The 18,380-nt window shown below is 37.5% G+C and carries 22 protein-coding genes and 1 pseudogene; all 23 read right to left on the reverse strand.

Annotated elements, in window-relative coordinates; translation table 11 throughout:
- Positions 1 to 8 precede the first annotated feature (8 nt).
- A complete protein-coding gene (locus BROSI_RS08915; RefSeq protein ID WP_052563405.1) occupies positions 9 to 785 on the reverse strand; it encodes a glycosyltransferase family 2 protein in 777 nt (258 codons plus the stop codon).
- 7 nt (positions 786 to 792) lie between these two features.
- Positions 793 to 1,851 carry an NAD-dependent epimerase/dehydratase family protein gene (locus tag BROSI_RS08920; protein WP_052563406.1) on the reverse strand — a complete coding sequence of 353 codons (1,059 nt, stop codon included), beginning with the start codon at positions 1,849 to 1,851 and terminating at the stop codon, positions 793 to 795.
- Between the two features lie 11 nt (positions 1,852 to 1,862).
- Complete coding sequence (locus BROSI_RS08925; RefSeq protein WP_052563407.1) at positions 1,863 to 2,927, reverse strand: NAD-dependent epimerase/dehydratase family protein; 1,065 nt, start codon at positions 2,925 to 2,927, stop codon at positions 1,863 to 1,865.
- A gap of 20 nt (positions 2,928 to 2,947) precedes the next feature.
- Entirely contained in the window at positions 2,948 to 3,739 is a 792-nt protein-coding gene (locus BROSI_RS08930) for a glycosyltransferase family 2 protein (protein ID WP_052563408.1), read from the reverse strand.
- A 150-nt stretch (positions 3,740 to 3,889) separates the two neighbouring features.
- Entirely contained in the window at positions 3,890 to 4,327 is a 438-nt protein-coding gene (gene hepT / locus BROSI_RS08935) for a type VII toxin-antitoxin system HepT family RNase toxin (RefSeq protein WP_052563409.1), read from the reverse strand.
- Positions 4,328 to 4,336: 9 nt separating this feature from the next.
- Complete coding sequence (locus BROSI_RS08940) at positions 4,337 to 4,753, reverse strand: nucleotidyltransferase domain-containing protein (protein ID WP_052563410.1); 417 nt, start codon at positions 4,751 to 4,753, stop codon at positions 4,337 to 4,339.
- 353 nt (positions 4,754 to 5,106) lie between these two features.
- Positions 5,107 to 5,334, reverse strand: coding sequence for a ribonuclease toxin HepT-like protein (locus tag BROSI_RS20195; RefSeq protein WP_052563411.1), 228 nt, complete (start codon positions 5,332 to 5,334; stop codon positions 5,107 to 5,109).
- 4 nt (positions 5,335 to 5,338) lie between these two features.
- Positions 5,339 to 5,575, reverse strand: coding sequence for a hypothetical protein (locus BROSI_RS20200; protein WP_052563412.1), 237 nt, complete (start codon positions 5,573 to 5,575; stop codon positions 5,339 to 5,341).
- Positions 5,572 to 5,913: a nucleotidyltransferase family protein gene (locus BROSI_RS08955; RefSeq protein ID WP_157842460.1), complete on the reverse strand. Its 342-nt coding sequence runs from the start codon at positions 5,911 to 5,913 to the stop codon at positions 5,572 to 5,574. The genes BROSI_RS20200 and BROSI_RS08955 overlap by 4 nt, the downstream gene beginning before the upstream one ends.
- Before the next feature lie 568 nt (positions 5,914 to 6,481).
- Positions 6,482 to 7,978, reverse strand: a complete 1,497-nt coding sequence (locus BROSI_RS08960) for a hypothetical protein (protein ID WP_052563414.1) — start codon at positions 7,976 to 7,978, stop codon at positions 6,482 to 6,484.
- A gap of 360 nt (positions 7,979 to 8,338) precedes the next feature.
- Positions 8,339 to 9,058, reverse strand: coding sequence for a glycosyltransferase family 2 protein (locus BROSI_RS08965; protein ID WP_052563415.1), 720 nt, complete (start codon positions 9,056 to 9,058; stop codon positions 8,339 to 8,341).
- A 189-nt stretch (positions 9,059 to 9,247) separates the two neighbouring features.
- Positions 9,248 to 9,700 (reverse strand): type II toxin-antitoxin system VapC family toxin, encoded by a 453-nt coding sequence (locus BROSI_RS08970; RefSeq protein WP_052563416.1) that lies wholly within the window; start codon positions 9,698 to 9,700, stop codon positions 9,248 to 9,250.
- Between the two features lie 222 nt (positions 9,701 to 9,922).
- Positions 9,923 to 10,252: a DUF5615 family PIN-like protein gene (locus BROSI_RS08975; RefSeq protein WP_052563417.1), complete on the reverse strand. Its 330-nt coding sequence runs from the start codon at positions 10,250 to 10,252 to the stop codon at positions 9,923 to 9,925.
- On the reverse strand, positions 10,245 to 10,568 hold the full coding sequence (locus BROSI_RS08980) for a DUF433 domain-containing protein (RefSeq protein ID WP_052563418.1): 324 nt from the start codon (positions 10,566 to 10,568) through the stop codon (positions 10,245 to 10,247). Before BROSI_RS08980 ends, BROSI_RS08975 begins: the two co-directional genes overlap by 8 nt.
- Before the next feature lie 6 nt (positions 10,569 to 10,574).
- Positions 10,575 to 10,817: a hypothetical protein gene (locus BROSI_RS08985; RefSeq protein WP_052563419.1), complete on the reverse strand. Its 243-nt coding sequence runs from the start codon at positions 10,815 to 10,817 to the stop codon at positions 10,575 to 10,577.
- 70 nt (positions 10,818 to 10,887) lie between these two features.
- The gene (locus BROSI_RS08990) at positions 10,888 to 11,103 is read right to left on the reverse strand and encodes a glycosyltransferase family 2 protein (protein WP_052563420.1); all 216 of its coding nucleotides are present in this window, start codon (positions 11,101 to 11,103) and stop codon (positions 10,888 to 10,890) included.
- A gap of 64 nt (positions 11,104 to 11,167) precedes the next feature.
- Positions 11,168 to 12,586: an IS66 family transposase gene (gene tnpC / locus BROSI_RS08995; protein WP_052561421.1), complete on the reverse strand. Its 1,419-nt coding sequence runs from the start codon at positions 12,584 to 12,586 to the stop codon at positions 11,168 to 11,170.
- A gap of 302 nt (positions 12,587 to 12,888) precedes the next feature.
- Entirely contained in the window at positions 12,889 to 13,851 is a 963-nt protein-coding gene (locus tag BROSI_RS09000; protein WP_052563421.1) for a glycosyltransferase family protein, read from the reverse strand.
- A complete protein-coding gene (locus BROSI_RS09005; RefSeq protein WP_082059362.1) occupies positions 13,838 to 14,926 on the reverse strand; it encodes a DegT/DnrJ/EryC1/StrS family aminotransferase in 1,089 nt (362 codons plus the stop codon). The genes BROSI_RS09000 and BROSI_RS09005 overlap by 14 nt, the downstream gene beginning before the upstream one ends.
- Before the next feature lie 11 nt (positions 14,927 to 14,937).
- On the reverse strand, positions 14,938 to 15,933 hold the full coding sequence (locus BROSI_RS09010; protein WP_052563423.1) for an NAD-dependent epimerase/dehydratase family protein: 996 nt from the start codon (positions 15,931 to 15,933) through the stop codon (positions 14,938 to 14,940).
- Positions 15,930 to 16,661, reverse strand: a complete 732-nt coding sequence (locus BROSI_RS09015) for a class I SAM-dependent methyltransferase (protein ID WP_052563424.1) — start codon at positions 16,659 to 16,661, stop codon at positions 15,930 to 15,932. Before BROSI_RS09015 ends, BROSI_RS09010 begins: the two co-directional genes overlap by 4 nt.
- Positions 16,658 to 17,488, reverse strand: coding sequence for a TIGR04325 family methyltransferase (locus BROSI_RS21345; RefSeq protein WP_420886078.1), 831 nt, complete (start codon positions 17,486 to 17,488; stop codon positions 16,658 to 16,660). Before BROSI_RS21345 ends, BROSI_RS09015 begins: the two co-directional genes overlap by 4 nt.
- Positions 17,468 to 18,373: pseudogene (locus BROSI_RS21350) on the reverse strand (glycosyltransferase family protein); the annotation flags it as partial. The pseudogene BROSI_RS21350 and the gene BROSI_RS21345, both read right to left, overlap by 21 nt.
- Positions 18,374 to 18,380: the final 7 nt, after the last annotated feature.

Here is an 18,380-nt window from a genome sequence, read left to right on the forward strand (position 1 = left end):
GAGTCGTCTCATCTTTTTAATTCTTTATTTTGAATTTTTCCACAAACTTCATTATCTTTTTTTCTATAATCCCCTTTCGAAAACCATTTCTCAATAAGACAGTAAAGTACGATAAATAGATAACGACTTCCCATCTCCTTAATCTTTAATTTAGATTCTCCCGCTTTTCGATTTGTCCAGGAATTAGGCAAAATGGTATAATTATAGCCTCTCACTATCGCTTTCAGCGGAAGTTCAACGGTCAAGTTAAAGTGGTGACTTAAAAAAGGCTTTAAGCCTTCTATAACATGAGCACGATACATTTTAAAGGCATTCGTTACATCATAATATTTAATTTGGAAAAGAACGGCGATAAAATAATTGGCCAAACGGTTAATCAGCCGCTTGAGCCAGGGATAATCAAAAACTTGTCCTCCATCTCCCCACCTTGAGCCAAACACACAGTCATAACCCAGTTCCATAGTTCTAAAAAAATTGACAACATCCTTGGGATTATCCGAGGCATCTGACATATAAATACAAACAGCTTCTCCACGAAAAGTTTCTAAACCTTTCCGAACAGCAAAGCCAAAGCCATTTGGATATTCGTTGTTTACAGCTACAAGTTCTGGAATGCTTTTCACCATATCCTCTAAAATTTCTCCGGTACGGTCTGTCGAATTATCATTTACAACCCTTATTTCAAAATCAATACGAGCATCCTGTAAAATAGTATGGAGATGGCTCACAGTTTTACGGATACAACCTTCTTCGTTATGGGCTGGAATGATGCAGGAAAGTTTCATCTGATATTTATTTTTTCTCTTTTAGCACGTCAATAATCTCTTTAATAATATCCCGTATTCCATATTTAAAGTTCCATTTGGGATAGTGGTTTTGAAATTTCCGGACATCGCTAATCCACCAGATATGGTCGCCAATCCTGGCTGAATTTGTGATTTCGCATTCGAATTCCTTTCCTGTAAAGTCCCGTACTATTTGTGTCGCCTCCAGGATCGAACAATTGTTCTGTCGGCTCCCCCCTATGTTGTACACTTCTCCGATGCGGGGATTTTGATAAAAATGCCAAAAAGCGTTTACTAAATCACTGGAGTGTATATTATCTCTAACCTGTTTCCCTTTATAACCATAAACTGTATATTTTCTACCTTGCACACTGCATTTAACAAGATAAGCCAGAAAGCCATGGAGTTCTGCGCCACTATGGGCGGGGCCGGTTAAACATCCTCCCCTGAAGATACCGGTTCTCATACCAAAATACCTTCCATATTCTTGTACCATAATATCACCGGCAACTTTAGAAGCGCCAAATACACTATGTTTTGACTGATCGATAGACATGCTTTCATCTATTCCATATTGAAAAAACCGATGAGAATGCTCCACTTCCCATCTGGTTTCCAATTCAACAAGGGGTAATTTATTGGGCAAATCACCATAAACTTTATTAGTACTTGTAAAGATAAACACTGCATGAGGGGTGTGGAGTCTGGTTGCTTCCAGCAAATTAAGAGTTCCGGTTGCATTCACACTAAAGTCAGTCAATGGCTCCCTGGCTGCCCAATCATGACTGGGTTGTGCAGCTGTATGGATTACCAATGACAGATTGTTCTTAGCTTGTTTGAAAAGCTTATTTATCGACTCAAAATCACGAATGTCCATGTCAAAATGCTTATAATTATTAAGCTTTAACAGTTCTTCTTTTTTCCATTGAGTTGAGCCATCTTCTCCAAAAAAATACCTTCTCATATTATTATCGATACCCCAAACCTCAAAACCTTTCCCATGGAAGTATTGAGCAGATTCACTTCCTATTAAGCCTGAGGAACCAGTAATTAGTACAACACTCATAAAATTTGCCTTTAAAAAATTGATTGAACAATGTCTTTATTTTTAACAATCCAATGATAAATATCTTTAACGATATCCTCTGCCGAAAATTTGGGTTGCCAGCCAAAAGCCTGGATTGCTTTCTTGTAATCCGAGATATAGTACGGAATATCCACACCAGAGGTTTCCTGAACACTATTTATTGGTACCTCGTTTTGAGTAATTTCCTGACAAAGTTGCGTTAACTCAAGCAAACTTACAGAAATATCCAGCCCGCCTCCAAGATTAAAAATTTCACCAGAAAGAGCGTTCATTTTTTCATTTTGAAGATTTAGTGCTTCAAAAAGGTCTTTTGGGTGAAGAATATCTCTAACCTGTTTTCCTTTACCACCAAAGCCAGTATATTTTAATGGCTTTCTCAAATAGTGATTAACCACCCATAGGGTAAAAACCCCTTGTTCGACTTTACCAAACTGACCAGGGCCACAAATAACACCGCAGCGATTGATTACGGCTTTCAGACCATAAGCTCTTACATATTCTTGTATCAGAAATTCCGAGGCTAATTTTGTAGCTCCATAAAGAGACCGGGCTGTATTGGTAGGGAATTCCTCACTGATGCCTTGAATTGATAAGCCCCTGATAAAATCTTTAGAAGAATCAATATGGAAACGCGTATTTTTTTCCTTGAGAGGGATGCTGAGTAATGGGTCAAGGGAATAAACCCTGGATGAAGACAGGAAAATGAAATGTCCGGCATTTTTAACCGCAAAATTCAAACAATTTATAGTACCGATTAAATTAGTTTGAATAGCATAATTATCAGGACGATTTAAACCAACAACAACTGAAGGTTCAGCAGAGGCCTCAATGAATAAATCAAAAACATCTTCAATTGCATCTAAATCTCCCGCACACCGGATATCACCATGAATAAACCGAATACCTCTATCCTTAAAATCCTTTAAATTAAACTCAGACCCCCTCCTGTGAAGATTATCTAAAGCGATGATGTTGGCAGGCGGGTGCCTTTCCTTATACATCCGACACAGATAAGAACCCACAAAACCCGCGCCACCAGTAACTAAAATGTTCATTTAACCCTGACATCTTTCTTTTATCGAAAGGTACGCTTACGCCATCGATAATTTCTAATAATGGATACTGTTTTGTCTCCGAGAGTGTTCTTAATTATTTTTCTGGTTAGCTGTCTCATAAAATTGTTTATACTGGTTATAATTTCGTAGAAAACCGACGAAATTTTATAAGATCTTCGGACTTTCCAGTCATCAAGCGTAAATATAGAACTTCCCTTTCCTCCTGCTCTCATGCGGACAAGAACATCTTCAAGTATAATACATGGAATGTTAGCCATTAAACATCTCAGCACAAAATCATAATCAGCACCTATTTGGTAACGGGTATCAAAGGGCCCGATACGTTCATACACATTACGTCGCATAAATGTAGCTGGGTGCTGTACCGTTAATCCTTTATACAAATGAAGCAAGCTCGATTTTAAAACAACCTTAGCTCCATTAGGAGAGTCTTCCCATACTTCAATCGACCCGGAAACTATGCCAACATCAGGATTGCGTGAAAATACCGATGCAACACGATCAAGCGTGCCTGGTAACCATGCATCATCACTGTTAAGAATGGCAATTATTTCACCAGTTGCACGTTTAATGCCCTTGTTCATTGCGTCATATATACCGTTATCTGGCTCTGACTGCCAGCCTAATATCGCAGTCGGGTATTTTGTAACGATAGCTTTGGTATCATCTGTGGACCCGCCATCCTGTATAATAATTTGGATATCAGTCCAATTTTGGTCCATGATGCTTTCAAGAGTATCTTCAATGGTCTTTGCGCTGTTAAAGGAAGGAATAATTACGCTGACTTTCACGGTATCTTCAGACTAATTCCACTATCTTTTTTGAAGAGAAATACACCATCATCCACCATAATTAGTTCCCAATTGTTTGTATCCTTTTCAGCCAGCGCAGAATTTTTTTATTTTAAAAAATTTTTCCAAAAAACTGTAACGATACCATTTTCACTCTTTTGCCTTTTCCGCAGAGGAAATAAAACCGGTAATTTGATTTACAAATTCCGTGAGATCATTTTTATTTTCAATGGTCATATCGTACAATTGCTCATCATTAATTACCCAATATCTGTGGATAAGGTTATTTCTGAGATCTGTCAATCTGCGAAGTTTGTTGGCAAGAGATGATGATATGATCCCATGCCTGCCGGTTTTTATTATACAATCTATATAACCATCACATGCTATGCCTTTCTTCCTTGCTAACAAGTGCTGACAAATATCAGTAATTGCCTCTACAGCCTCTATCAATAAATACTTTAAAGCCAGGGAGCTTTTTGGATCAGCCAGGTACTCTTCCTTTCCTGTTAAAATCAGCGTCTCTAGCTGTTCGTAAACGTTAATAATATCTGTTTTTGCTTTAGCAACCCGGTCTTTGTCTATCATTTTGTAGGGTCATGCATCCAATATGATATTTCTAAAGTGTACATACTCACAATATTTTCTGCTAATCTTTTCAATAAAGTCAGTTCTGATATCTTCGGACCTGCTTAAAAGAAGAACGCCTTTCTTCAAAACAGCCATTTGAAATGCAACGGGCGCATCATTTACTACTTTTACTTCGACAGGATAACCTGTCTTTCCCGTAAGTTCGTAAGAAAGAGTAGTTTCTATTTCTAATTTATTAACAGATTCTTCTACAAAAAGTGCAATATCTATATCTCTGAAATCGGCCCCTTCCACGAAAGAACCGTGTAAATATGCAAAGACGATGTCTTTTATCCTATAAATAAATTCTTTTAGTATGCCTAGTATTTGTGTCTTTGTTTCTTCGTCAATTCTGTTTTTCTTTAAAAACCTTGTTTCAATCATGTTTCTTCGCTTCATAGTCATTCGGTATTTATTATAAGATCTGACTTCGTGTTTTGTAGTATATAATTTATTTGCCGAATTTTGCCCTTACGGCCTGTCTGAATGACTTTCATATACGGAAAATCTTTGATTTTTGCTTCTATACACAGCGTCATTAATCAGATACGAATATGTCATTCCCGCGAAAGCGGGAATCCAGAAAAACGCTGGATTCCGGGTCAAGCCCGGAATGACAGACAGTTGTAAACTTATGTCGTTATGTATAATTTCTCAACAGTCAGGTCTTTGGAGTTACCACAAGGGATCGGTGCTACAATTTTTACCAAAAATGCAAAAATTTTTTTTGCAAAGTACTAATCCCTCAGGACGTCTTGTAAGAAGGACATAAAACTGTGCATGTCCTTCTTTATATAATCCCATTTCACAGCAATCTTTTGTTTAAGACTATCTACCCTTTCCGGATCGAGTTCGTAGTCATAAGCATGCCGGAAAATATGCCTGAACCCCCTTAACTCATTAAGGATACGGTAACTCTCCTGAGAGAGCAATTTTGGCCTTATACCCGGGATAGCCATGTACATGCGTTTAAGAAGTTCCTATGGTATTTAGCTGGATCCTCTCTACCTTATTTTCAAAGGTCTTTGCTACCGCCTGAAAGAGATCTTCCAATGAGCAGTACAAATTATGAAGTAAATATGCGAGATGGGTAGTTTCCGCTCTTTTCGATGGCTTTGTGATATGAATCTCCTTCAATATTTCCTCTATAAGTTCCATCTGATGGGTAAAATATCCCAGGAGTATTGCTATAGGTTCTTTTTTCATACAATCTTCAGTCCCTTTTTAACAAGAGAATCCTTAAACTTACACTTCCTCATTTCTATCAAATCAACATCCCTTTCAAGTATCTCTTCAAGTTCCGTCAATGTTTCAAGATAATCTTCCTCCAAACCATCTACAGCCACGTCGATATCTGAGAACGGATAGAACCTTCCTTCAGTAAGAACAGAACCAACAAGAATTACTTTTCCGATATGTTTATCCTTAAAATAAGTCTTTAATGATTCAATAGTTTTTTTGAGTGTTTCTCTACGCCGCCTCTCCCTTTCCTCGTACTCTTCATCAAGGCGTTTACTCAATAATGACAAATCTGTTTTTTTCATAATAAGGTACTTATTTTGTGACAATGTAGTTTTTTGAAAAATATTTAACAGTGTGCTACATGCAGTGTGGAGATTGTCCAAAAAGTATTCCAGGTATGGATGTATAAACATAAAAAATATATTTTAGTACCAGTTTGCGGAGATAACCCATCATTATACAATCTTAAGTGGGAATAAATTTCCAAAAATTTACTCTTTGGTCAGCCCACAACGGCTAGTGTGGTTTATTTTTATTTCCAATCCCGAAGGGATGCCATGATTATAGCAAAAAACAGCAAAAAGAAGTTGAACCCCGAAGGGGTGGCATGTGAAACCTATGTAGAAATGTCTTCTCCTTGAAATTTGCCGTTATTTTGATTTTTATGTTAACCATTTCACCCCTTCGGGGTTATTGATTCGTGGTTGTTTATAATCTATAATCATGTCAGCCCTTCGGGCTTAAATTATATTACCTATTATAATAATAGCATGCGTGCGTAGATTTTAAAAAACTATACTGTTACCTTATATCCTTTACTTCTTAAAAACTATACTACCGTTATTCTATCACTCATGAATAAACCTTTCTTTATTGATATGCATAGATAGTATAAGATTTAAAGTGTTTCAATGGTTTAAATTTCTGCTGAGTGGTATTTAGGCACAAAAGGATCGTATTATGTTTTTGTCTTTCCGAACCTATTCTAAAAACTTTATTTGGCAACAACGTAAGGGGAAATACGCCATCACAAAAAACAACATCATAGTTTGGAAAACTTGAAATGATATAGTTTACAATCTCATTTTGCTCATCATAAACATCGTGACTGACGTTCCATCCATTTAATATATTATAAACAAAGTCAGCCTTTGGTTGTTTGTTTAACAAATAGCTACCATAACCAAATCTGCCCAATTGGAAAATGCAATAAGCTATAATCACGCCGGAAAATAGATAAATAGCATACTTGTAAAGTGGTTTTTTCAGATCGATTAGTAAAAATAATAGGAGAAGATACGGTGGGAAAATACCTATAAGTGAGCGAGCCTGCGGGATCTTGGTCAACCAAATAAAATAATATAATACAATAAATACAAATAGAAAAAGGAGCGGTTTTACATTCCATAGGCGTCGTTTGACGATAAGGTATAGAAGAATCGGGAAGAAAGATAGATACAATATACCAATACAACACGAATTACCGCCTTGATTATTCCGAGTAGATAAAATGAACAATGCTTTTATGGGTCCTAGAAAGCCGGCAAATTCATTTACCGGTAGCCCAACTGAACCAAAATATAGTAAATCTCCTGTAAGAAAATAAGTCCGTATGTAAAAAGGCAGTGAATACGCAATAACAAATGATCCGCTTATAAGGATTAGTTTTGTTAATCTATCCAATGCGTTATAGTTGGCAATAAGAAAAGCTATTAATAAACATCCCACCAGAGCCAGACCTAAGTAATTTACAGAAACAAGTGCACCGCCGACCAAACCTAAAAATAATATGAACGATTTATAAGAATTTATTTTGTCAAAATCTAGTAAAAGAAAATAGAGTAGCGCTGTGCTAAAGTAGGCCACGAGAATGTACGGCCTTCCCGTTGGTATAATAAAATTCATCAGTGGACTGGCTAAAAAAATACAGGTAATTAAACAAAATGAATTTGAATTAATTTTATCTTGAATGTGGGTAGTCAAACACATCCTATACAAAGTCATTATAATAAAAAGCACTAAATAAAAATTAAAAGTTGCGGCGATATCTAAGGTTCCAAAATAGGCCAAAAAGGCAATAAGAGAGGGATGCAACAATGGCATTTTCCCATGATCAATAAAATTTCCCGCCGAAAAATTTCCTCCTGAAGTATAGAGTTTAGGTAAGTAACTATAATGGCTTAAAGAGTCGCCATCGGCTAAGGGAAAAGAACACTTTGTAAAATATAGAAGCAGAAGAAAGACAGGTATAGAAAATTCTGGACAAAACAATTTATCAAAAAGGGAAAAGGGAAACCTCGCTCTTATATTGAAATCTGAAATTTTCGGCCGATTAATAACGAAAATCGCTATTATCGAAATTAACATAAATACAAATATTAAACTTACCGTTAATAAATTAATTCCAAAAATAAAAAGATGTTATAAATTGAAAATGATAAAACGGATACACCAAATGCAAGGGCGAATAGAAAATTATTAAACACTGATCGTCCGATGGCGTAAGATGCGCTGAAAAAAAGTAATAAAATAATATGATTTATAATATTCTCGAAAAGCATAACTAAAACCACTTCAATATTATTTTGAATTTGGAAAAGATAAAAAAATTTGCAAACATAACCAATAAGGCGCCATATAACAATATGAATATAATATCAATAAACCTAATTTTAACTTTCACTTTAATTTCCTCGTAGTCCTCATTCATCAGTGAAATTAAACCAGCTAATCCATAAATCTGTATTTGAATAGTGTGAATAGAGCAGGTATGGCATCCCGCCAGGTTATCTTTTTACCCTCTGCATACCCTCTTCCATAATAGGTAATCGGTGTTTCTACTACACGCAGATGCTTTTTTTTGAATACTTTTGCGGTTAGCTCCGGTTCCACATTAAACCGGTTAGATTTTATTACAATATTTTCTAATGCCTCTTTTTTAAATACCTTATATCCCGTTTCCATATCAGAGAGCATAGTATTATAAAGAATATTTGTTACCCAGGTAAGAATTTTATTACCAAAATAGTGCCAAAACATAAACACCCTATGAACGCCCAGAAATCTTGAACCGTAAACAACATCTGCATAACCTTTTAAAATGGGTTCAATTAAAGCAGGGTATTGTTCTGGTGGATACTCTAAGTCTGCATCCTGAATAATAACAATATCTCCTGTTACTTGCTTTAAGCCAGTTTTTAATGCTGCGCCTTTCCCCATATTCTTTTCGTGAGGGAAAAATTTTACAATATTATTTTGATCAGTCTGATGCTTAATTATTTCAAGTATTAATTCTCTTGTACCGTCTGTTGAACCATCATCCACAACAATTATCTCTTTGTTTATTGGAAGATCAACGAGGCATACTCTTTTTATCAAATCCATTACGGTATTTTTTTCGTTATAGACGGGTATAATAACAGATATTTTTGAAACAGAGGTGTTCATTTATTTTCGCTTTTGAATAAACTACTTTTTGTATTAAAATGCTTTTAGCAGGGTAAGCAGTTACAAATAATTAATTGAAGCAAAGCGCACTATTTTAGTTATTCTTCTTTTAAGATAACGCAACATTTCCCATTTTTCCTTTTATACAAATTTACAATAATTTCTAAAATCCCAATTTCCACAGTGCGGTTATTTAATAATATCTTCGAGTACTATAACTTTGATTTCCTTAATCTTTTTTAAATTACTATCATTCGTTATAAATACCTTCGCTCCATTAATCAGTCCAGATGTTACCTGGATTGCATCTGGTATTTTCATCCTATATTTTACTCTCAGTTTGGCGCTTTCAACTGTTATATTTTTATCCATATCAGTCAATATCAGCCCCTTTGAATTAGTCAGCAAGTCCTCATCTTTACACACAAGTTTTTTGTTCTTTTCTTCTATAGGTTTAGTTAAAACCTCACTGAGAGTAATAAACGAAGTATATCCAATAATACGGCCTTGACTTATATGGGAAAATAAAGGATCTACGGCTTCGATGTATTTCTCATGTTCTTCAATATAATAGATGAATGGTGAAGTATCTATAAAAATCGATTCGGCTCCTTTCAATAGTGTGATAAGCTTTAATTCCATTCCTCTCTCAACTTGTTTACATATTCCTGCGTATCTATTCCCATCCAGATTTTTTTCCCGCAGCCCCTGAGTTCTGTAATATTGGATTTATAGTATTACTTTGTGAAAAACTTCTTTTTTGTGTAAGTTTTTTACCACCCCTTCATCCCCTCCTTGCGAAGAAGGGGATGAAGGGGTGGTAAATTTGGTTGCGGCTATGCTGCGCTAGGTATTACAATATTTCTATAAAAACTCTACATGGTTTACCATGTCTTTTTGTTCTGCGATATCCCAAAGCAGTTTTAACCCTCGTATTAAGCCTCCCACACTATACTTTTGCTGATGTACATACGCAATTCCTGTATGTTCGAATTTCATTGCCATTGCCAGGAAATCGTCATCATGTGTTACAATAACAAAGTTATTTCTTGCTGCATAATCAAGCTGCTCTTTATCTGAAAGCCCCAGGTTGCCTGAATCTCTGGCAGATACAACCTTGACCCCTCTTCTTTTTAAACCTTCTGCAACTGCAACATTAACGCTCTCGTTTGTGTAAAATGCAAGCTTAGCCACGTACTTTTTTCAAGATTGATGGTTTTTTTCTGGCAATTTTTTCAATAGCCTTCATTTTTTTCTTAATTTCCTCATCAAAAAAATCTCTTTTTTCATAATAGTATGAAAGCGCATCATGTACAGCTTCAAGCGTTAAATGCGGATGGGCGTCTATAATTTGGTCAGGAGTAAGACCAATTCTATCATATTCTATCGCTATATCTATTACCCGTATTCTTGTACCAGAAATCACAGGACTCCCTTTTGCAATCCCAGGATCAGTGGCGATATATGGATGATCTAATCTTTTACCTGATGTCGTTCGTTGAGTAGGCATACTTATTTAACCTCCTTTAAATCTTTTATCATATACAGTCAAAAGTTTTATCTTCCCTTCGATTTCTACAAAAGGACATCGTAATAAACCTTTACGCGTTTTTGTCTGCGCAACAAGCGCATCCATGTCGTCAGGAACAATTCGTACAGGATAGATTGCCAAATCTTCCACTTCCTGTCTTGTAACTCCAATCCTTTTCTCCCATTCCTTCTGTCGCTCTTCCGCATTTTTTGTCCATATAATCGTCATACTTCTTCCCCGGCGTCTTTTTCATAATTAAGAATGAGAGACATCTTTTTTATCCTCCTCTTTTCAGTTTTCAAAAAAATTTTATAAGATTATTTTGATCAGTCTGATGCTTAATTATTTCAAGTATTAATTCTCTTGTACCGTCTGTTGAACCATCATCCACAACAATTATCTCTTTGTTTATTGGAAGATCAACGAGGCATACTCTTTTTATCAAATCCATTACGGTATTTTTTTCGTTATAGACGGGTATAATAACAGATATTTTTGAAACAGAGGTGTTCATTTATTTTCGCTTTTGAATAAACTACTTTTTGTGTAACTATTCAGCGTATATTCGCTCATAATTGCTATGAGCGAACAAAATCAGGCAATTCGCCATGAAATAGCATCTTTAATGCCTGTCTCAAATTTACCCCTTGTTTTCGACAAGTTGAGAGGTAGCTGCGAATGCGGCAAAAAATCCTGGCTCCCTCCAAAGAACGAAAGCAGCCCGATATTTTCTGCTGAACCTTTGTCATCCTGATGTCGTTTTCAGCCAAATTATTCGTAAAAGGGACGTTTTTATTGTCCATAAACCTCAGGACATCATCCTCATACTTTCGTAATCGTTCCAGAAGATTTCTGGCTTTTGTCCTTTTCACTCGCCCCCTTTTCCCCTTACGGTTTGTTTCATCAGGGGGAGGGCTTTCGGCTTCTGCGTTTTGCAATATCACCCGGTACCTGTGCCGATATTTTTCAGACTCATCGGCGCCCAACATTCCTCCGGCATCGCATGTTGCACGATTTATCTCTTCAAGCAAGGCCTTCATCTCTTTCGCCCACTGCTGCTTATTGTCCTCTTCCCACACACCCTCTAATTCTCTCAGGTGGTGCGCATTACAGAGCGCGTGCGTACAGGGATAGGTGTAATACGCCTTCAAATGGTCGTGACAAAGAATCCCACGAAATTGGGGCAATATTCCTATGCTATCTATTGCCTCTGTCCCTCTCCCTTCGTGAGGATAAAAACATGTCCACTGCCTATTGGATGCGCTATGCAACCAATATCTATCCCCGTTCTTGTTAATACTCGTTTCATCCACATGCAACACCTCTGACTTGGTGAGTTCTGCTTTGCTTTTCTCCTCAAAGATTTCCAGATATTCGTAGGCTTCCTGATTAAAATTGTACAAGGAACCTTCACTCACCGGCATCGACATCTGCTCTTCAAAATACTCCTGAATCCTCTTGTAGGGTATCAGTTGATACTGTGACATATATACTGCATGCGCCTTCAAATCCGCCCCATACTGCGCCGCCTTTGTTATTCCTTCAGGAAAGGGCGCGATAAATCGGTTCCCCTCCGCGTCCTCAACTATCTCTGCACGATACTCTGTTACCTCCCGTGAAATCTTCATATCAAACACCTGGCGCGCTTCGTAACCCACCACCGTATATTCCCCACGCGGCAACTTCCTTTGGTCTACTTTTATCACTTCCACCTTATCAGGGTTCTCAACCCTTTTCAGCGTCACCCCCTCACGACCCTTTTGTCCACCCGCCTTCCTCTCGCCCTTCGCCTTGCTTTCTCTCTTGCGATTCGGATCACTTGAGGGAGGCTTACTGCTGTTGCGACTGTTACGGTTTAAACGACCAACCAGCAGCGTTATTACTACTACCAATAACTCTACCATGGACCTCATGGCTGGCGACAGCACTTTCTCTTCAGAAAGAAGCTTCTCTACTTTTTGGAGCGTTACCTCTATGTCTATATTGTCTATCGTCAATGAATCCGCCTGTATGATGAGCCACCCATTTATTTACTGCGGCTATTATATCACAGGCTTTTTCATCCTTTTTATTGGCGCTATAAGACACGACAAAAGCACGAATTCCTCTTACCAACACCAGCCTGTCCATGTCTGTGCTCTCTCCTCATGTAGGCTGTACTAACCACCTCTACAGGCCATATATGCCACAAACTAATCCAAACGACTCTCTGTCCCGGATATCCTGTCAAACATATTTTAAAATATTTTCACTGAATAGTTACCTTTTTGTATTAAAATGCTTTTAGCAGGGTAAGCAGTTACAAGTAATTAATTGAAGCAAAGCGCACTATTTTAGTTATTCTTCTTTTAAGATAACGCAACATTTCCCATTTTTCCTTTTTTTGTTCGACATAAGGCACTTCTATATGATGTGCATTTAGGACAGTGAGGCATTTGCGTAAACTCTTTAAATATTGGTCATATAAGCTTAACCCCAGTTTACCAATCTTGTAACCGAAGTACAGTCGAATCTTACATGAACTAACAATTCTTAATGTTTGAAAGTGATAAAAAACAGGATATACTTTTGTGCCTACCTTCTCCTCAAAGAATAATACATTCCAGGGAGCTAAAATTTTTTCAACTTGCTGAACGATGTGTACTATGTCACCAAATAACTCAGGCCAGTAATCCAGATATTTTTGATCACCAAATTTACCGTCTTCTATCCTAGCGAAACACCATTCCAGGCATCGGTTCTGCCACCACTTCATAACCTTTGAGGCTTGTTGAGTCTTTCTAAAAGTCATAAATTGAACACAAAACCGACCACTTGTGTGTGATTGATCATATTCTGGAGCATAGGCATGATCAGTAATTAAAACATCTTTTCTGCTCCGATCAAATTCCCTAAGCAAAATTCTTGGATCATCAAAAAAGAAAATGTCCGCATCCAAATACGTAACGCGCTCAACACTCGGATCTCTATTAAATGCGGCTTGGGGTGCGAACGGCGTCAATGTCCAGCAGTATTCACCCAGCGTCCTTCCAGGCTTTACGGCTAATAGCTCTTTTGTTTCAATCTCTTTAAGTGGAATTAGTGTTACGTTGGATAAGGAAATAAGCTGCAGTTGTTTTTCTGTCAGTTCGTCCATGCATAAAATCCACAAATGAAAAGGTTGCGCATGAGTCATCAGGGAATCATGGAGCGCCATTCCTAAAGGCAAAAAATTGTGGTCAAATAAAGTAACAAAGTGCTCTGTAGACCTATTTGAATTCATTAATGACCTCTATCACCTTGTTAGCCTCGCCATCGCTCATTTGAGGATGGCATGGAATGGAGAGACAACGAGCAGCATGAGCCTCAGCATGAATCAAACCTTTCAGATCGCGTCGTATGCTTTTGCACGGTACTTGATGGTGAACAGGTATTGGATAATGAATGAGATTGTCAACTCCATGCTCCCGAAGGTAATTATTCAGACGGTCCCTTTCGTCGCATAAAATTACAAAAAGATGATAAACATGACTTTCGCTATCTACCGGTTCAGCCATTAAGTGAACAAGTGGATTTTTGATGCCATCGAAATAGGCTTTTGCAATCTCCTTGCGTCTGGCTGTGAAAAAATCAAACCAACCGAGGCGGGCCGTCAGGATTGCAGCGTGCATCTCGTCCAGACGGCTATTCAAGCCAAGTTCTGAATGATGATATCGTTGTGATTGCCCATAATTTCGCAGTACTCTTGCCTGATTCGCTAGTTCTTCAGAATTGGTGATGATTGCACCTCCATCTCCCATTGTGCCCAGGTTTTTGGTTGGATAGAAACTGTAGGCGCCCCAGTCACCGAAAGATCCGGCAACTTTGCCTTTCCATGAGGCCAAATGCGATTGCGCACAGTCTTCCAGCAAATGGATGTCGGCGTGTTTACAAAGTGCAATCCATGTGTCCATATTTCTCACTTGCCCATAAAGATGTACAAGTAACATTGCCCGAGTATGAGAGGAAAGGCATCGTTCAACACTTGCAGGGTCTAACAAAGCTGTTATAGGATCAATATCAGCGAGAACAGGGGTTGCACCGGCACGAATGATCGCCAGCACAGTTGCAAAGGCAGTCATTGGGGTAGTAATCACTTCATCCCCAGGTCCGATGTTAAGGGCACGCAGCCCTATCTCAATGGCATCCATCCCATTGCCCACACCAACGGCATAGCTTATCCCACAACGACTAGCCCAAGCTGACTCAAAATTCCTGACTTCATTCCCAAGAATGTACCAACCAGATTTAATCACCTTCTCGACAGCCGCAATTTCTTGCTGTATAAGCTCCGCAGGTTCTGCCTGAAAATTGTTCATTAAAATCATGCTTATTCCCAGTAATAAGTTCTATTCTGAATGTAATACTCAATAGTTTGCTTCAGCCCGTCTTTAAGGGAAACACACGGCGACCATCCCAAAGATTGATTGATCTTGGTGTAGTTACTGTAATAATCACCAATATCGATTGCTTTGAGATCGGAAGGAAAGGGCACAATTTCATATATCCCATTCCGAAAGATTTCGATCAGCAGGGCAGCCAAATTTTTCAGATTAATATATTCAGTGCTCCCCAAATTAAACACCTCACCATCTGCTTTTGGGTTAATTGCCGCTATCAAGAGCGCATCCACCACATCGCTGACATAATTAAAATCACGTAATTGCAATCCATCACCAAATACTTTAATCGGTTTTCCTTCAATTAGATTTTTCACCCAAATTCCCAGGAATGTCTGTCGCGCATCCTTTACACGCATGCCTGGGCCGTAGGTATTGGTCAAGCGCAAAGCACAGGCTCTGATTTTATAAACATTGTTATAGAGCAAATGATACCACTCGCCGGCGAGTTTATTAATGCCATTCACATCGACAGGACGAATTGGATGTTTTTCATCTACTGGCAGGTACTCTGGCTTACCATAAATTTGGCGGGTACTGGCAAAAACAATTTTTATACCCGGATTATTTTTACGACAGGCTTCAAGAATGGATAACTGGGCTGAAGCATTAATATTAAGGTCGGTTTGCGGATCATTCATAGAATCTATATGACTGGTTTGACCTGCCAGGTTAAATAAATAGTCCTGTTTCTGAACAAGATACGCCATGGCGTAAGGATCCCTAACATCGCTGATATTTACTGCCACCTGGTCTTTTATATCGTGAACATTAAAAAGATTACCACCATAGAGAGGTATGAGACTATCTGCCAATGTGACATTTGCATTAAGTTGAACCAATCGCCGGGCAAGCGATGAGCCAATAAAACCAAGCCCACCAGTTATGAGCACTTTTGCATCAGAAAATTTCAGGAAATCTTTCATACCGTCTTTTTCTTTTTTAATAGAATTATACTATCCAGATATAAATCTTCATTCTTTGGTAACACCTTTGAAAGTAATTCTCCCAAAATAGTAAAAGGAGACATCAAAAAAAATGTAGTGAAGAGATTTACGAACACGTTTTTTGTGAATGTTTTTTTATAGATATAACAATTAAGCAGTTGGAAGATCACTCTGATATCGTTGATGCTTTTTCGATATTCGATTACTTCAAAACCAGATTTTTCTAATAGATGTTTCAAACCAAAAGAAGAGTAGCGTGCATAATCAAAAGGTTGTTCATGCTCATCCCAGACAAATGGAACTGTCATAAGTAGTATTCCATTCGGTTTTAATACCCTGTATATTTCGCTTAAGAAGTCTGATGGACTAAAAACATGTTCAAGGACTTCATTGACAATTATACTGTCAAATTCATCGTTCTGAAACGGAAAGGTAGTTCCAGTATAAAAATAGTCGGCTTTTTTGTTTTTCCTGTTTGCAACGGCATCGAGCTCGAGACCAATGTAACTTGTTGTACTTAAAAAAAGCTTTTCATAAGGCTTCGTGCCACAACCTACATCCAAAGTTCTTCCTGTAATGAGCGGAGCCCATAGGGAAATATGCCGAAATAAGCCTTTTCTAGAAAAATAATATGGGTTAAAGAAAAGTGCCAGAATTCCTGGTTGAAATTGTTCTTTTCTTAATGCGTGCTTTATTTTCTCAATCATCTGTTTTTCAGTTCAAAAATAAAACCCATAAAAGATGAAAATCGAATATTTGATTTATCGGCTGATTCAAAATCTACAATTAATTGATATTTTTCTGAGAAAAAATTGAGAAAGTTAGTTAAATTAAAAAACCACGCGGGATAACTTGCATCATATATTTCGGGAGGGACTTTTTGCACGGTTATTCGATCCCCTCCCCTCTGTAAGAAAGGTGTTCTGTCTATAATGATATGTTCAAATCTATTTTTTATAATTGTTTCCAGCAAGGCATAAGGGTATGGAATGTATTGAAGCACACTTGACAAAAGTATTGCTTGTGGATTCTCTTTTATGATGCATTCATTGAAATCAAAGTAAAATTTTAAATTATCATTTTCAAAAAACTTTTTCCCAACTTGCACAAAATGTTCCTGTTCCACAATACACCATTTTAATTCACTTAAATGGCTTAAAAAAAGTTTATTTTGAAAATACGATGTGCCTAAAGACCCACCGAAATCTAATAAAGTGAGCCTATTATTATTCCGCGATGCAATCCATAGCAACCCCCCTAATAAAGGCCATGAATATTGGACTTTATCAAACAAGACAGAGTCCCGTTCACCAGATGCTTCACCGTTTTTGACTTTTAAAAGAGCATCTGTAACCTTTTTGAGAATGATTTCCGAATCATATCCGGCAGAAGCCTTTTTGGCTGCTTCCCAATCAGAATAATTTCCAAAAAAACCATATTTTGCTGTTTTATTTTTGTAAATTTTAAAAATAACAGGTGGAGTAATTTCGCGTATGATTTGGCCAATCGTAGTTTTTTTACATATCTTTGACACTTTACCGAAAATCTTACCAAACAAGGAAACAGAAGAGAATTTGTTTGTTCTAAAATAGTCTTCAAATATTTTTAGGGCAGATTCGTTTTCTATTATAGGAATGTGCTCGATCCGAATAGGTTTCTTAGCGATTGCCGTGTTAAAAATATCCGTTGCAGAGCAATGCGTTCCACTTTCATCATTTCCGGTATTATGGATCAACGACATGCCAGGATATAAGGTAAGCTTTTCTTTTAAAAATAATGAAGCGTACCATCGGATTGCCCAGGAATGATTCTTCCCTTTAGCCTGATCTTTCAACATTCTTGTGTACGGGTATGTGCCGTTCAGATCAAACTTTCTCAGAAGATTATTTTTCTTCAATTCATATAAAAGCTTACTTCCATCTGTTTCAAACAAATTCCAGCCTTTTTTCCAAGTAGCCCATCCCCAACAGTCAGCGCCTCTTAAAAAAAATGTTTCTGGAAGTTGAGATTTAACTGGATAAATATAACCATGAATACTTGCAACCTTTTCCTCATCTTCATAAAATTCCAAGGCTTCATTCATGAATCTCAAAAAGTATGGGGAACTGATCATATCATCTTCAAGCACAATGATTCTGCTATAACGATTAATTATTTCTGTAACACCTGTAATAATGGAATTCCCAAGGCCGAGGTTTTGTTCTCTCTCTACGATGTTGACGCTCTTAAAGCCTGAGATCGTTTTGATATACTTGCGTACCGCCAATACTTTTTCTTTATCAACTTCAGACTTTGGACCGTCTGAAAACACAAAAAGCTCGCTCGATTCTGCCAACTCGTTTTTCTTCAATGCCTCAACACTCTGGCGTAAATGATAAGGACGATTATAAACAAACAATGCAATTGGCGCTAATTTCACGTTATTA

The sequence above is a fragment of the Candidatus Brocadia sinica JPN1 genome (assembly GCF_000949635.1).
GTDB lineage: Bacteria > Planctomycetota > Brocadiia > Brocadiales > Brocadiaceae > Brocadia > Brocadia sinica.